This window comes from Gimibacter soli (assembly GCF_028463845.1).
Lineage (GTDB): Bacteria > Pseudomonadota > Alphaproteobacteria > Sphingomonadales > Kordiimonadaceae > Gimibacter > Gimibacter soli.
The window spans coordinates 113,522-128,460 of sequence record NZ_CP116805.1 but is presented as its reverse complement, the minus strand read 5'-3'; the positions used below and the strand labels follow the sequence as shown (position 1 = coordinate 128,460).

Annotated in this window: 18 protein-coding genes; 15 read left to right on the top strand and 3 right to left on the bottom strand. The window is 61.4% G+C overall.

Going from position 1 to position 14,939, the window contains the following annotated elements; genetic code table 11:
* Positions 1–52 precede the first annotated feature (52 nt).
* On the top strand, positions 53–616 hold the full coding sequence (locus PH603_RS00585; protein ID WP_289503973.1) for a NifU family protein: 564 nt from the start codon (positions 53–55) through the stop codon (positions 614–616).
* Here the strand turns inward: PH603_RS00585 and PH603_RS00580 are convergent.
* Together PH603_RS00580 and PH603_RS00575 are read right to left on the bottom strand one after the other, a co-directional pair.
* Positions 613–1,575 (bottom strand): proline iminopeptidase-family hydrolase, encoded by a 963-nt coding sequence (locus PH603_RS00580; RefSeq protein WP_289503972.1) that lies wholly within the window; start codon positions 1,573–1,575, stop codon positions 613–615. The two genes, PH603_RS00585 and PH603_RS00580, sit on opposite strands and share 4 nt — an antisense overlap.
* 28 nt (positions 1,576–1,603) lie before the next feature.
* Complete coding sequence (locus PH603_RS00575) at positions 1,604–2,653, bottom strand: polysaccharide deacetylase family protein (RefSeq protein ID WP_289503971.1); 1,050 nt, start codon at positions 2,651–2,653, stop codon at positions 1,604–1,606.
* Positions 2,654–2,779: 126 nt separating this feature from the next.
* Here PH603_RS00575 and tsaB point away from each other — a divergent pair, with 126 nt between their 5' ends.
* The gene (gene tsaB / locus PH603_RS00570; RefSeq protein WP_289503970.1) at positions 2,780–3,439 is read left to right on the top strand and encodes a tRNA (adenosine(37)-N6)-threonylcarbamoyltransferase complex dimerization subunit type 1 TsaB; all 660 of its coding nucleotides are present in this window, start codon (positions 2,780–2,782) and stop codon (positions 3,437–3,439) included.
* On the top strand, positions 3,436–3,951 hold the full coding sequence (locus PH603_RS00565) for a GNAT family N-acetyltransferase (RefSeq protein WP_289503969.1): 516 nt from the start codon (positions 3,436–3,438) through the stop codon (positions 3,949–3,951). Before tsaB ends, PH603_RS00565 begins: the two co-directional genes overlap by 4 nt.
* Before the next feature lie 28 nt (positions 3,952–3,979).
* Here the strand turns inward: PH603_RS00565 and PH603_RS00560 are convergent, their stop codons facing one another.
* On the bottom strand, positions 3,980–4,231 hold the full coding sequence (locus PH603_RS00560; RefSeq protein WP_289503968.1) for a hypothetical protein: 252 nt from the start codon (positions 4,229–4,231) through the stop codon (positions 3,980–3,982).
* 165 nt (positions 4,232–4,396) lie between these two features.
* Here PH603_RS00560 and PH603_RS00555 point away from each other — a divergent pair, with 165 nt between their 5' ends.
* The 12 genes from PH603_RS00555 to rimP all read left to right on the top strand — a co-directional run bounded on the left by PH603_RS00555 (position 4,397) and on the right by rimP (position 14,922).
* The gene (locus PH603_RS00555) at positions 4,397–4,819 is read left to right on the top strand and encodes a Ros/MucR family transcriptional regulator (RefSeq protein ID WP_289503967.1); all 423 of its coding nucleotides are present in this window, start codon (positions 4,397–4,399) and stop codon (positions 4,817–4,819) included.
* A 174-nt stretch (positions 4,820–4,993) separates the two neighbouring features.
* Positions 4,994–5,419, top strand: coding sequence for a Fur family transcriptional regulator (locus PH603_RS00550; RefSeq protein ID WP_289503966.1), 426 nt, complete (start codon positions 4,994–4,996; stop codon positions 5,417–5,419).
* Positions 5,420–5,463: 44 nt separating this feature from the next.
* Positions 5,464–6,378 carry a lysophospholipid acyltransferase family protein gene (locus PH603_RS00545; RefSeq protein WP_289503965.1) on the top strand — a complete coding sequence of 305 codons (915 nt, stop codon included), beginning with the start codon at positions 5,464–5,466 and terminating at the stop codon, positions 6,376–6,378.
* Positions 6,379–6,472: 94 nt separating this feature from the next.
* Positions 6,473–7,867 carry a tRNA (N6-isopentenyl adenosine(37)-C2)-methylthiotransferase MiaB gene (gene miaB / locus PH603_RS00540; RefSeq protein ID WP_289503964.1) on the top strand — a complete coding sequence of 465 codons (1,395 nt, stop codon included), beginning with the start codon at positions 6,473–6,475 and terminating at the stop codon, positions 7,865–7,867.
* 126 nt (positions 7,868–7,993) lie between these two features.
* Positions 7,994–9,046: a PhoH family protein gene (locus PH603_RS00535; protein ID WP_434783335.1), complete on the top strand. Its 1,053-nt coding sequence runs from the start codon at positions 7,994–7,996 to the stop codon at positions 9,044–9,046.
* 128 nt (positions 9,047–9,174) lie between these two features.
* Positions 9,175–9,642, top strand: coding sequence for an rRNA maturation RNase YbeY (gene ybeY / locus PH603_RS00530; protein WP_434783334.1), 468 nt, complete (start codon positions 9,175–9,177; stop codon positions 9,640–9,642).
* Positions 9,635–10,525 carry a hemolysin family protein gene (locus PH603_RS00525; protein ID WP_289503961.1) on the top strand — a complete coding sequence of 297 codons (891 nt, stop codon included), beginning with the start codon at positions 9,635–9,637 and terminating at the stop codon, positions 10,523–10,525. Before ybeY ends, PH603_RS00525 begins: the two co-directional genes overlap by 8 nt.
* Entirely contained in the window at positions 10,518–12,110 is a 1,593-nt protein-coding gene (gene lnt / locus PH603_RS00520) for an apolipoprotein N-acyltransferase (protein WP_289503960.1), read from the top strand. The genes PH603_RS00525 and lnt overlap by 8 nt, the downstream gene beginning before the upstream one ends.
* Before the next feature lie 117 nt (positions 12,111–12,227).
* Positions 12,228–12,641, top strand: a complete 414-nt coding sequence (locus tag PH603_RS00515) for a helix-turn-helix domain-containing protein (protein WP_289503959.1) — start codon at positions 12,228–12,230, stop codon at positions 12,639–12,641.
* A gap of 46 nt (positions 12,642–12,687) precedes the next feature.
* Complete coding sequence (trmB, locus tag PH603_RS00510; protein ID WP_289503958.1) at positions 12,688–13,410, top strand: tRNA (guanine(46)-N(7))-methyltransferase TrmB; 723 nt, start codon at positions 12,688–12,690, stop codon at positions 13,408–13,410.
* A 150-nt stretch (positions 13,411–13,560) separates the two neighbouring features.
* Positions 13,561–14,199, top strand: coding sequence for a CatB-related O-acetyltransferase (locus PH603_RS00505; RefSeq protein WP_289503957.1), 639 nt, complete (start codon positions 13,561–13,563; stop codon positions 14,197–14,199).
* A gap of 192 nt (positions 14,200–14,391) precedes the next feature.
* A complete protein-coding gene (gene rimP / locus PH603_RS00500) occupies positions 14,392–14,922 on the top strand; it encodes a ribosome maturation factor RimP (protein ID WP_289503956.1) in 531 nt (176 codons plus the stop codon).
* The last annotated feature ends 17 nt before the right edge of the window (positions 14,923–14,939 follow it).

The window sequence follows — 14,939 nt, the reverse complement described above, 5'->3', positions numbered from 1 at the left end:
TTTGCCGCGCGCGGGGCCACATGAGGGGCGAACAATCCTGAAGGAATTCGTCATGTTTATCGAAACCGAAGCCACGCCCAATCCGGACACGCTGAAATTCCTGCCCGGCCGCATGCTGATGGATGAAGGCACCGCCAATTTCACCGATGTGGATGCGGCCAAGGGCTCGCCGCTTGCCACCGCACTTTTCGGCCTTGCCGACGTGCGCGGGGTTTTTGTCGGCTATGATTTCGTAACCGTGACGAAAGCGACCGAAAGCGACTGGTCTTTGGTGAAGCCGGCGGTGCTTGGCACGCTCATGACCTTCTTTGCCTCCGGCGCACCGGTCATCGATCCCGCCTATCTCGCCTCCATGGGCGGACAGGGCGACGCCGAGGAAGACGCCGAGATTATCGCGCAGATCCGCCAGCTTCTGGACGAGAAGATCCGCCCGGCCGTGGCGCAGGATGGCGGCGATATCGTCTATCACGGCTTCAAGGAAGGCGTGGTTTACCTGCAGATGCAGGGCGCCTGCTCGGGGTGCCCCAGCAGCACGATCACGCTGAAAAACGGGATCGAAAACCTGCTGAAATATTATGTGCCGGAAGTTGTCGACGTCCGCGCCGTTGATCTTTAGTCCCTGACGCCTGCCAGAAACGCCCGAACCGTTTCCAGATACAGGGCCTCGTTCTCCCGCATGGTCGAATGACCGGCATCGGGGATCGTGTGATAATCGCCGCCTTTGATCATGCCGGTATATTTCCGGCATGATTTCGGGGCGGCCTCATCGAATTCGCCGCAGATCACCAGCGTAGGCACCTGAATGGCGTCAAGGCGTGCCGTCACGTCATAGTCCCTCAGCGTGCCGGGTGCGAAAAACTCGGTCGGGCCCCACATATATTCATAAACGTCATTATTCTTCTCCGGCCCGCCGGTGCGGTCATCCGCATTCGGGCACGGGGATTTCCGGCACATATGACGGGCATAGAAGGCGTCCTCTGCGGCGCGATAGTCCGGGTGGTTGGTTGTGCCGGCCTCTTCATGCGTGATGATCGCCGTGCGTTCCTTTTCGGGCATGGCCTCGATCCATTCGCGGTTATCGGCGATCCATTGCCGGGTATTCAGCAGCGGGCTCGACAGGATGGCGGCCTTGAGGCCCTTCGGGTTCCGGACGGCATATTCAGCCGCGAGCGTACCACCCCAGCTGTGCCCGGCGATGATCACTTCCTTCAGGTCAAGCGCGCGGCGGATCGCATCGATCTCGCTGACGAAATGCTCGACCGTCCATTTACGGCGGTCGCCCGGCCGGTCTGAGTTTCCGGTGTCGAGCTGGTCATAAAGAATGACGGGATAGGTATCCGAAAGCTTCACATAAGGCATGTTGCTGCGGTGAGTGCCGCCCGGGCCGCCGTGCATCACGATGATCGCAGGCTTCTTGCCCAGATGGCGCGCCCCGTTCAGGCGATACCAGACGCGCCCGCCATCAACCGGGATATAGCCCGCGACCTCGGGGTCGGTATGCGCCAAAACGGGCGCCGCACTGAAGGAGAGCGCGAGCACGAGCGCCCCGATGAATGCCTTGATGAATTTGCTCACGAAATTTCCCCCTTCAGAATATCCGGCCTCAATCGAGCGTGCCGCCCATCACCATGAAGAACTGACCGAGCCAGTACCAGCGGCGGTCCGGCCCCGGCATGGTGCAGTTGATACGGCTGCGGCCCGGCGGGAAGGGCTTGTCGAACCGGACCTCCACGCGCTGCTCGCCGATCACGGTGATTTTGGCCGGTTCGCTCATATGGCTTGGATAGCAGCTGAGGGCCTTCAGGCCCGGCACCGGGCGCTCGAGCGTGAAGCCGAAAAGCGGCGGGTTGCGATCAGCGGCGAGGACCGGTTCGGCAGGGACGATCTCGCTCACCGGCAGGGCCTGCGCGCTGGCGATCAGCTTGAAACGGTCGAGGCCCGAATAATTCTGGTTGAAGGGGAAGCGCGGTAGCGCGAAGGGATCGGACCCCATACCCGCCACCCCTGAAAACTGCGCAAGGGCGGCGGTGAAGCCGGCCTGCTGCACCGCTTTTCTCAGCGCCAGATCATATTCCCCGTAAGGATAGGCGAAGATCGGCGGCACGCTCCCCAGTTCCTGCTGGAACCGGGCGCTGGCCCGCGCAAGGTCTGCCTTGGCTTCATTGATGCCGGCATGAACGGTGTGAAGATGGGCGGCCCCATGGTGGCCGATTTTCACGCCTTCGGCCTGCAGCGCGCGAACGTCATTCCAGCCGAGATAGCCCTGGCCCGGTTTGTCGGTCATGTCGGTCGAAATGAAGAGGGTGACGGGGAAACCTGCTTCCTTGAGGATCGGCCAGCCGAGCGTCCGGAAGGATGTATAGGCATCGTCCACGGTGATGACCACGCTGCGGGCCGGCAGCTCCTGCCGGGCGCGCAGCTTGGCGACGGCTTCCTCAAGCGGCAGGACATTATAGCCACCGGCTTTCAGCTCGTTAACGTGGGACCGGAACTGTTCTTCGGTCACGTTGGTGGCGGGCACGCTATCCTCGCCGAAACGGTGATAGATCAGGATCACAGCCGACTGGTCTGCCGATACTGGAAAAATTCCAAGGCCCGCTACCAGCACGCCGAGGGGTGCCAGAAGCCGCAGAAACCGTTGCCGAAGGGCCATGAGCCGTCCTTTCCTGTCCGTCCCCGTTTGGTGTGGCGCCATCATATCGCCTGATACGGGGCTGGCAAGACGGCAGCAGGCGGCCTATATGTGGGCGCAATCCCCAACTCGGAGCCCCCGGCGCCCATGTCTGTTCTTGCCATCGATACATCCGAAGCCTGGTGCAGCGCCACGCTTGTCGCGAATGGCGCGGCCCTCGGTTCGATGCGCGAGAAGCTCGGGCGCGGGCATGCCGAGCGCCTGATGCCGATGATCGAGGAACTGATGGCGGAAGCCGGCTGCAGCCTTGGCGATGTCACGCGACTGGCCGTCGTCACTGGCCCCGGCACCTTCACCGGCCTCCGGATCGGCCTCAGCGTGGCGCGCGGGCTGGGTCTCGCGCTTTCAAAGCCGGTGATCGGCATTACGGGGCTGTCGCTGGTGGCGGGACCGGTGCTTGAACGCACGGGCGGCACCGTGCATGCCGTGGTTGACGGTCGCGGCGGGCAGGCCTTCCATCAGGCTTTCGAAGGATTTGATTCTGATGGCTTGCCGGTCCCGGTCAGCGACGCCGGCTGCTTCGATATGGATATCATCCGCGAAAAAATTGCAGCGCGCCCGGGCCATGTGGCCGGCAGCGGTGCCACGCCTGCAGGTAGTGCCGATGCCGCGTTTGACGGCATCGATCCCGTCTGGCTTGCGCGCGTTGCCGAACGGCTCGACCCGGCGGCATTCCCGCCGGAGCCCGCCTATTTCCGCCCGCCCGACGCCAAGAAGGCAACACCCCTGTTTCCAGTAGCTGTATGACCCGCACCCAGAAACCTTCGAAGGCCGGTTGGGCCTTGCCCGTTCTCGAACCCGTCATGGCCGGCGTTGATGCCGCTGCCGAGCTTCTGTCTGCCCTGCATGTGGCTGCCTATGCCCCGCAGCGCGAGGCGGGCTGGGATGCTGCTGCAATGACCGCGCTTCTGGCCTCGCCGGGAATGGAAGCGCACACGATCATCCTTGAGGGCAAGCCGGCCGGATTTACCATGACCCGCCGTATCCTCGATGAAGCCGAAATCGTGACCATCGGGGTAATCCCGGCACTGGCCGGGCAAGGGATCGGCCGCCGCGCGCTCGAAATACGTCTTAAAAGCCTCGCCGGGTGCGGTGTTCGCACAGTTTTCCTTGAGGTGCGCAAAGACAATGAGCCGGCAATCCGGCTTTATCGCGGACTTGGTTTTGCCGATATCGGGGCGCGGAAGGATTATTATACCACCTTAGATAATCATAAGGTGGATGCGCTTTGTATGCGCCGGGACCTCATTCCCTGTTAACTGGTAAAATTTGAAGAATATAAAATTATCAATTGCTATTTACTTGAACGAGAATCATCGTTAACTGTGTTTCGCGAGTCTTTTCAAGGGTGTCCTTGAGGCTCGGGTCGCGTTCGATTGATTCCGTCATTGCAGAAGCAGGTAGCGGGGTGACGCAGTGTCCAAGGGCCTTTAGGGACCGGACAAGAGGTGCGTTTGCTGCCGTTTCCTCATAGATAATGTGGGCGATCGCACGATCAGGCAGGCCATCCAGGAAAAGGCGGGCGCGTACGAAAGCCATGGGGCAACCGACGCCTGCAAGGTTAAGGAACGGAATATTTTCATTGTTAACCATAGGAGGCAACCGGAAACGGGCAATTCTGGTTTCCTGAATATCGACCAAGTCGAGTGGTTGGCAAGAAAATAGAAGAATATAGTTTCTCCGGTATAGCGTGGGAGTTTCGGAATGAATGAACAGGACAACAGCAAAGGCGCTGCAACTGAAGAGTTGCTGGCGCTGACGGCAGATATTGTGGCGTCGCACGTGTCCAACAATACGGTTGCCGTGGCGGACCTGCCGCGTCTGATCGAAAATGTCTTTAAAGCCCTTTCCGAGGTCGGTGCCCAACCCAAGGTAGAAGAAGTCGCCCTGCAGCCTGCCGTCCCGATCCGTAGGTCGGTCCAGCCTGACTATATTGTCTGCCTGGAAGACGGTAAAAAGCTGAAGATGCTGAAGCGCCACCTGAAGACCTGCTACAATCTGACGCCTGAAGAATATCGGGCGAAATGGAGCCTGCCGTCGGACTATCCGATGGTTGCGCCCAACTATGCGGCCCAGCGCCGCAAGCTTGCAAAGCAGATTGGTCTTGGTCGCGGTCGCCGCAAATAAGGCTCGCTGAAATAATTCTGCAAAGGGTGGCCTGCTAAGCGGTGCCACCCTTTGTTTTTTTATGCCCTTTTCGCCGCCGCTTGGGGCTGCTTCGGCTTGCGGGGGCGCACCTGCTGTGCCATCTTCGGGCATCCGCAACGCCGGATGCGACTGAATTCCAGGGGAAGAAGAAATATGAAACACGCCACCGTGGACATCGAGGCGCTTTGCGTCGAAAAAGGCATGCGGATGACGGACCAGCGCCGCGTCATCGCGCGCATCCTCAGTTCCGCCACCGACCACCCCGATGTGGAAGAGGTCTATCGCCGCGCGACCGAGGTCGATTCCGGCATCAGCATCGCGACCGTCTACCGCACCGTGCGGCTTTTCGAGGAAGCAGGCATCCTTGAGCGCCACGATTTCCGCGATGGCCGCTCGCGCTACGAGCCCGCGACGGACGAACATCACGACCACCTGATCAACCTTGAAACGGGTGAAGTGATCGAGTTTCACAATGATGAAATAGAACGTCTGCAACAATTGATCGCGGAGAAGCACGGCTTCAGGCTCGTCGACCACCGGATGGAGCTTTACGGCGTGCCGCTGAGCCGCAACAAGTAATCGACACCGGCGGGTATGCCGGTGCGCGGAGGAGTGCCCCGGACGTGGCCGTTGAATATGCGGGATTGAAGGCGAATGTGGCCGGTAAGGGCTGGTCTGCCCTAGGGCTTTGGCGCGCATCTGTTGTCGCGCTGATTACCCTTGTTACGGTTCCCATCCAAAGCACCGTTCTTGTTATCCTGCCGCGCTACTGGTGGGTGATGCCGACGCTTTGGCATCGCACCGCCTGCCGCCTGATCGGTATCCGGATCGAGCGGCTGGCCCCCCGCCGCCACGGCAAGCCTGTCCTTTATGTGGCGAACCATATCAGCTGGCTCGATATCCTCGTGCTTGGCGGCGTGCTGCCGAAGGCGAGCTTTGTTGCCAAGGCGGAGGTGCAGACCTGGGGCGTGTTCGGCTGGCTTGCCGGCCTTCACCGCACGCTTTATGTGGACCGCGCCCGCCGCACCGCGAGTGCGGCCCAGCGCGATTCGCTGGCCGAGCGTGTGCAGGAAGGATCGAGCCTGATCCTGTTCCCCGAGGGCACATCCACGGACGGCATGAAAGTGCTGAAGTTCAAATCCTCGCTTTTCTCGGTCGCGGAACGCGCTGACGAAGCTGCGCATCATGACCTGATCATCCAGCCGATCACGATCGCCTACACAGAAGTGAACGGCATGCCGCTCACCCGCGCGCTGAAGCCGATTGTTGCATGGCTTGGCGATGCTGAACTCGTCGGCCACCTGAAGGCGCTGATTGGCGTCGGGCGGGTGGCGGCAACGGTCGAGTTTCATGAGCCTGTGACTTATACGGAAATGGGCTGCCGCAAGGTGCTGGCGACCCACTGCGAAACCGCGATCCGGGCAGGGCTTGAACGCGCCCACCGGAACGAAGCCCGTTTCGGCCCGCAGCGACTGCCGGAACTGGTGGCGCCCGAGGCGGTGGATACCGGCTTCGAGGACGGCAGCCTGCCGGCCTGATTTCTTGACTCTCCGGCCTTCGATGCTAGTCTCCGGCGCCTTTCGCGGGATGCGGAGGCTTTGGAGTACGGCCCCGGAGGCCGAGGAGACGACCTTGAAGAAGAAGCTATTCATCAAGACCTACGGGTGTCAGATGAACGTTTACGATTCGAACCGCATGGCCGACGTGATGAAACCGCACGGCTATGAAACGGTGGAATCGCCGGACGAGGCTGATCTTGTCGTCCTCAATACCTGCCATATCCGGGAAAAGGCCGCCGAAAAGGTCTATTCCGATGTTGGCCGTATCCGCATGATCAAGGAAGAACGCTGTGCGGCCGGTGGGGCGGAAATGACCATCGCGGTCGCAGGCTGTGTGGCGCAGGCCGAAGGCGCCGAGATGATGAAGCGCGCCCCGGTGATCGATCTGGTGCTGGGGCCGCAGACCTATCACCGCCTGCCGGAACTGGTGCGCTCAGCCGAAGCCGGACGCAAGAACGGCAAGCCGGCCCATCTTCTCGACACCGAATTCCCGAGCGAGAGCAAGTTTGATTTCCTGCCCGAGGAAAGCGACCTGCAAGGCCCGGCGGCGTTTCTGGCCGTGCAGGAAGGCTGCGACAAATTCTGCACTTTCTGCGTGGTGCCCTACACCCGGGGCGCTGAATACAGCCGCCCGGTGGCGGACCTGATGAAGGAAGCCCGGCGGCTTGTCTCCAAAGGTGTGCGCGATATCACGCTTCTGGGGCAGAATGTGAATGCCTATCACGGCGATGATGGCAACGGCGGCACAGGGTCGCTTGGCGGCCTTATCCGTTCGCTGGCCGAAATCGACGGGCTCGCCCGTATCCGCTATACGACCAGCCACCCGACCGACATGGATGACGCACTGATCAGCGCCCACCGTGATGTGGCGGCCTGCATGCCTTATCTGCATCTGCCGGTGCAATCGGGGTCGGACCGTATTCTGGCGGCCATGAACCGCAAGCATACGGCGGAAAGCTACCTTGATGTCATCCGCCGCCTGCGTGACGCGCGGCCCGATCTGGCGCTGTCGTCCGATTTCATCGTCGGTTTCCCCGGCGAAAAGGACGAGGATTTCGAGGCGACCATGGCGCTGGTGCGCGAGGTTGGTTACGCCCAGTCCTTCAGCTTCAAATATAGCGCGCGCCCCGGCACGCCGGCCTCTGTCATGCCCTTCCAGGTGCCCGAAGACGTGAAGTCGGAGCGCCTCGCGGCACTGCAAGCACTGCTTTCCGAACAGCAGCTTGCTTTCAACGAGGCATGCCTTGGCAAGACGCTTGAAGTGCTGGTCGAACGGCCCGGAAAACGGCCCGGCGAACTGGTTGGCCGCAGCCCTTATTTGCAGGCCGTTCACATCGATGTAACCGGCAGCGATTACACGCTGGACGAGGGCACCGTTCCCACTTACAGTGATCTCATGGGCCAGATGGTCCGGGTCGAGATAAGGGACGCGGGACCCGGAAACCTGAGAGGCGTAATTGCAGCCTGACGGACCTCATAGAAAGGGGTCAGGCCGCGATACAACACTCAGGCCCTCGACCGGTGAGACACCGGCATGGTGCGGGTGTGATCCGGCTGATCCGGCAAGACCGGAAGGAGCTGAAGCCGTTTGAGCATCATCGCGAAAGCCTCTGCCGCCCCGTCCGCCAATCACCGCGGCAAGCCATACTCCGCCTCCTCACCCCGTAAACAGATGATCGAGTTCGACGACAATCGCCTCGCCGCCAGCGTTTTCGGCCAGCATGACCGGAACCTTGCGCGGATCGAGCAGCGTTTGGGCGTTGTCCTGATCAATCGGGGCAACCGTATCGTGATCGAGGGGGAGCCCGTGCGCGCCCGCCTCGCCCATACGATCCTTGAGGAACTTTATATGATGGCCAGCCGCGGCCAGCCGATCGAGATCGGCGACGTGGATGGCATCATCCGCATGCATGACGGGGTCGCCCGCGTTGATACCGCGCCGCGTCCGCGCTCCAACGATGCCGGCAATGTGCCCGGCAGCCAGATGAAGATTTCCACCCGTAACCGGGTGATCATGCCGCGCAGCCAGGGTCAAGCCGACTATATCGAGAAACTGGCGAGCCACGAGATGGTGTTCGGCATCGGCCCTGCCGGTACGGGCAAAACCTATCTCGCCGTTGCCATGGCCGTGGCCCGGATGCTCGCGGGTGAAATCGACCGCATCATCCTGTCGCGTCCGGCTGTGGAAGCCGGCGAGAATCTCGGCTTCCTGCCGGGTGACCTCAAGGACAAGGTCGATCCCTATCTGCGCCCGCTTTATGATGCGCTTTACGACATGATGCCCGCCGAGCAGGTTGAAAAACGGCTGGCGAGCACCCAGATCGAGATCGCGCCGCTTGCCTATATGCGCGGGCGGACGCTTTCGAACGCCTATGTGATCCTCGACGAAGCCCAGAATACAACCGCGATGCAGATGAAAATGTTCCTCACCCGCTTTGGCGAAAACAGCCGCATGGTCATTTGCGGTGACCCGAGCCAGGTGGACCTGCCGCGCAACACCAATTCCGGCCTTGTGCATGCGATGGAGGTGTTGAAGGAAGTTGAAGGCATCGGCTTCACCTGGTTCACCAACAAGGATGTCGTGCGCCATCCGCTCGTCGGCCGCATCGTCGATGCTTACGACGCCGAAGCCGGGGGCGCTGTATGACCGGCGACGGTTCCTCTAGTAGGCGCGGCGAACCGCGGCCCGACGGGTCGTCCGGTTCGCCGTCGCTCCTGACCATCGACATCGAGATACGCGACAACGCGTGGCAGACGATCGGCGGCCTTGAGGCCATGGCCATGCGCGCGGTGACAGCCGCCCTGAAGGCCGAGGCCGACGATGGCGGCGTGGATATCCTTGCAGTACCCGCCGAGCTTTCGATGGTTTTCACGGATGATGAAGACCAGCGCAGCCTGAACCGCGACTACCGCGACAAGGACAAGTCGACGAACGTCCTTTCCTTCCCCGGTGTGGAACCCGACGAGATCGAGGACGCCGCCGAGTTTGCGGCCGCCGGCGGACCGCCCCTGATGCTGGGCGACATGACGCTCGCCTGGGGGGTTGTCTCCCGCGAGGCCGAAGAGCAGGGCAAGACCCTTGCCGACCATCTCACCCACCTTGTGGTTCACGGCACGCTGCATCTGGCGGGCCACGACCATATCGACGACGAGGAGGCCGAAGTGATGGAATCGCTTGAGCGCGATATCCTCGCCCACCTCGGCATTGCCGACCCCTATGAAGTTGAACTGATCCATGACTGAGAAACCGGAACGACAGGAAAGCAGCATTGCGGCCTTCTGGCGTGGCCTATTCGGGCGCGGCAATGAAGTAACGCTGCGCGAAAGCCTTGAAGAGGCGCTTGAAGAGCATGAGGAAGATTCCGATGCCCCGGCCCTTGGCGAGGCCGAGCGGACGATGCTTTTCAATGTGCTAGATTACAGCGCCCTGATGGTTGAGGACATCATGGTGCCGCGCGCCGATATCGTTGGTGTTTCGGCGTCCGTGGGCTTCGATGACCTGATCAAGCTTTTCTCGTCGGCCAGTCATAGCCGCCTGCCCATCTACCGCGATGCCCTCGATGAAATCCTTGGCATGGTGCATGTGAAGGACGCGCTGAAACTGGTGGCGGACGAGGCGGACACGCGCGACTTCCGGGTCAGTTCCATTTCCCGCCCCGTGCTGTTTGTGGCGCCCTCGATGAAGGTGATGGACCTCTTGGCCCGCATGCGCAAGAGCCGCACCCATATGGCCATCGTCGTGGACGAATATGGCGGCACCGACGGCCTTGTGACCATTGAAGACCTTGTCGAACAGATCGTTGGCGAGATCGAGGACGAGCATGACGAAACCGATGTGCCGGCGCTGACCGATATCGGCAACGGTGGCTTCGATGCCGATGCACGGCTTGAGCTTGAAGCGCTTGAAGACAAGCTCGGCTTCGACCTGTTGCCCGAAGAAGATGCTGATGACGTGGACACGCTCGGCGGCCTTGTCTTCTCGCTTGCTGGCCGCGTGCCTGATATTGGCGAAGTGATCCCGCACGAAAGCGGTTACAGCTTCGAAGTGCTGGATGCCGACCCGCGCCGCATCCGCAAGGTGCGGATCCATGCGCCGAAGCCGGGAGCCCCGATCACCGATGAGTGAGGCGACGCTCTCAGGGCGTTTCGCCCGCTGGCTGGATGCCCGGCCCGGCCCGGTCTGGCCGGCTGCCGCCTTCATTGCGGGGCTTTTGCTGTCGCGCGTGTTCAGCCCGGAAAACTGGGCGCCGGTGCTGCTGATCGCCGTGCCGTTCATGATAATGGCCATCGACAGCGCGAAGACGCCGAAACAGGCGTTCGGACGTGGCTGGTGGGTCGGTTTCGGCCTCTATGCTGCCGGCATCAACTGGATCGGCGTCAGCTTCACGCAGCAGGACGCCGTGCCGGCATGGACCGCCCCCATTGCCGTGGCTGCCCTCGCGGCCGGTCTGGCGGTCTATAACGGGATCGTCTTCTGGTTCGTGAAGCGCTTCGGCACGAAGGGCGCCGCCCGCATCATACTGTTCGCCGCCGTCTGGACGCTTGCCGAAATGGTCCGCGCCGTGGCGCTCACCGGTTTTCCCTGGCATTCCATCGGGTCGCTCTGGTCCGATTGGGGCTTCATGGCGCAGGGGGCATGGTGGTTGACGCTTTACGGCCTTTCCTTCATCACGCTGGTTGCTGCTGCCACACCGATCCTGTGGCTGGACGGCAGCAAGGATACCGCGCGGATCGGCTGGACACTGGCTGGGCTCGCGGCGCTCGCGGCTGTCGGGGTCGCCGGCGCCCTGCGCCTGTCGGCCAACCCGACGGCCTATGACAATGAAACCACGCTCCGCATTGTGCAGGCCAATATCCCCCAGCGCGAGAAATGGGTTTCGTGGCTCATCGACGATCATTTCGACCAGCATCTGCAACTGTCCCGCGCCCGCGACACCGATGGGGTGGCGCGCGATGTGAAGCTGCTGATCTGGCCTGAAGCCGCCGTGCAACGCGAAAGCTTCGACCGTCAGGGCTCGATCCTGCGCTGGCGGCTGGCGCAGCTTCTGGAGCCCGGCGCCCTCGCCATCACGGGCGGCATCCGTTACGACATCGACGGCGAAAAGGTGCGCTATTATAACAGCCTCTTCGCCGTTGCCCCCGATACCTCGCTCTATGCCCGGTACGACAAGGCGCACCTGGTGCCTTTTGGCGAATATCTGCCCTTCAACGATTTTCTCGAAAGCATCGGGCTCGCGAGCCTCACAGGCGCAGTCAGCCAGGATCATGGCCCCGGCCCCGCCACGCTGCATCTGCCCGGCGTGCCGCCTGTGTCGCCACTGATCTGCTATGAAGCCGTGTTCCCCGGCGATGCCATCGACGCCAGCGACCGGCCCGAATGGCTGTTGAACGTTACGAACGACGGCTGGTTCGGCCTGACAGACGGCCCCTACCAGCATCTGGCGCTGGCTCGTTTCCGCGCGATCGAGGAAGGCCTGCCGCTGGTGCGTGCGGCATCCACCGGCATCAGTGCAGTGATTGACCCCCTGGGTCGTACGGTCGCGAAGCTTGGGCTCAACAAGCGGGGTGTGCTTGATAGCAGCCTGCCGAAGCCGCTGGCCGCCCCCGCCATCCCCACGCGCCAGCGCCTGCTGCTGGTCGCTGCCCTTTTGGCACTAGTCACGGGTGCCGCAATTTACTGGGGAAAAATAAGTATTAAAAACAACGAATAGTAACGAATGCCATTTTTTTGAAATAATTAACCATAACGCAGCGTATTTCCTGTTGTGACCACCGTAATTGGAACGGTATATCTAAAAAAAATAGTTTAATTATTTCGGGGAGAGGCAATGCCCGATCCTATTGATGTGCATGTTGGTTCTCGTGTACGGATGCGGCGCACACTGCTTGGTTTAAGTCAGGACAAATTAGGTCAGGCACTCGGTCTTACATTTCAGCAAGTCCAGAAATACGAACGCGGCACAAACCGTATGGGTGCAAGTCGGCTTCTGGAAATTGCCCGCGTGCTTGATGTTTCGCCGTCCTGGTTTTTCGAGGACATGCCCGAGGAAATCGCCGGGTTTGGCCGCAAGGGCATGGCGGATGAGGCAGTTGAGGGCTTTGAAGCCGATCAAGGCTATAATCGCCGCGAAACGCTGGAACTTGTCCGGGTCTTTTACAAGATCGAAGCATCAGGTGTGCGCCAGCGGCTGAAGGATCTTCTGGACGCCGTGGCAGACGCCGAGCAGGCGGGCGCCGACTGATCGGAAAGGCTTCCAAGCCGCCTTCAAACGCGCTATAGGGGCGCGCATGACGAACCCCGATGACATCCAGAAGCCCGGCTTCCAGCTTCCCGAGCAGCGCTATTTCGGCCGCCGCAAGGGCAAGCCGCTGACCGCCCGCAAGATCAACCTGATGGAAACGCTGCTCCCCGAGATCGGCGTGCCGCTGCCTGCGGGTGACGACAAGAAGCTTGATCCCTTCACCCTGTTCGGGCCGGAAGTGACGGACATCTGGTTCGAGGTCGGCTTCGGCAAGGGTGAGCATCTGCACTGGCAGGCGGCCAACCATCCCCATGTCGGCATCATCGGCTGCGAGCCTTACCTCAATGGTGTGGCGGGGCTTCTGGCGCAGATCGAGGATGAGAAGCTCGCCAATATCCGTATTTACGGCGACGACGCCCGCCATGTGATCTGGAAACTGCCGGACGCCAGCGTTTCGCGCTTTTTCCTTCTGCATCCCGATCCGTGGCCGAAGACGCGCCATGCGCGCCGCCGCTTTGTCAATCAGATGAACCTCGATGACATTGCCCGCATCCTGAAAGACGGTGCCGAGTTCCGTATCGGCACCGATCACCCGATCTACCGCGAATGGGTGAACCTGCAGATGAGCCAGCGCAGCGATTTCGAATGGCTCGCCGAAGGGCCAGAGGACTGGCTCAATCGCCCCGACGACTGGCCGGAAACCCGCTACGAGGCAAAGGCGCTTGAAGGCCGGGCCACCTATTTCCGCTTCCGCCGCCTGCCGCGTTGACCTGCGGAGGCAGGCTTGGCATAGTTCCCGGCTAATCTCGGGAGTGCGCTGACAATGGACAAGTACCAGAACTGATACGGAACCCCGCCGCCTGCCATCTGATGGCAGTGACCGGCACCGTTTGACCTTTCGAAAAGAAAGAGTGTTCTGATGCCTGCACTTCCGCACGCGCCTGATCCGGCGACCCGCTATCCCTTGCCCGGCAATGCCGAGGTCATTTTCCTCAAGCCCTTCATCACCGCGCCTTATATCGAGGTCGGCGACTTCAGCTATTACCATGCCGCCGAAAATCCCGAGGCGTTCGAGCGCACCAACGTGCGCTATGGCCACGTGGGGATGAAGGAGAAGCTCGTGATCGGCCGCTTCTGTGCCATTGCCGAAGGGGCGACTTTCATCATGAGCCCGGCCAACCACCGGATGGACGGGCCTTCCACCTTCCCGTTCCCGATCCTCGGGGGCCGTTGGGCCGATCATATGGGGCTTTTGATGGACCTACCGTCGCGCGGGGACACGGTCATCGGCCATGATGTGTGGCTGGGCTTCCAGTCGCTGATCATGCCCGGCGTAAAGGTCGGCCACGGTGCCATCGTGGCAACCCGCGCCGTGGTCACTCGGGACGTGCCGCCCTATGCCATTGTCGCCGGCAATCCGGCGCGCGTGGCGCGCCACCGATTCGATGAGGCGACCATCGCGCGGCTCCTTGAAATCGCGTGGTGGGACCGGCCGATTGACTGGATCAGCGCCCGTATTCCTGCGCTGATGGCGGGCGAGATCGCCGATCTCGCTTGATTCCCGAGCATTCCGCGGCACGGGGTAATTAAACCATTGCTCCGTGCGGTGCTCCGCGTTATATAAGGCCCGCTTCTCCCTGAATATGGACCTTCATTCAGGAAGTGGGCTAAGGCCCACTTTTGCCATTTTGCATATCTGCTGCGTGGCGGTCACCTTCGGGAAAGCGCGTAAGCAGAAGGACTATTTTCGGTGAACGAACCCGCAGACAAGATTACCGCTCTCATTGCTCCGACGGTGGAAGCCCTCGGCTTTGAATTGGTGCGCGTGACCTATGGCGGTGGCCGCAAGCCGACCCTTCAGATCATGGCCGAGCGGCCGGACGGCTCGATGGGTGTCGATGACTGCGCGATCATCTCGCGCGAGGTTTCGGCCCTTCTCGATGTCGAGGATCCACTGCCCGGTGAATATCTCCTCGAGGTCAGCTCGCCGGGGATCGACCGTCCGCTCACGCGGCGCAAGGATTTCGAACGCTGGATGGGCTTCGATGCCAAGGTCGAACTTATGGAGCAGATCGACGGGCGTCGCCGTTTCCGCGGCAAACTCGTGTCGCTTGCGGGCGATACGCTGACGCTCGATACCGAGGACGAAGGCAAGGTCGAGCTGGACTATGGCCAGATCGGCAAGGCCAAGCTGGTGCTTACGGACGAACTTTTGAAAGCGGTTCAGAAGAAGGCGGCGGATGCCGCTGCGGCTGCGGAAGCAGCTGAAGGCGACGACTGAACCAGTTGGCAAGGGCT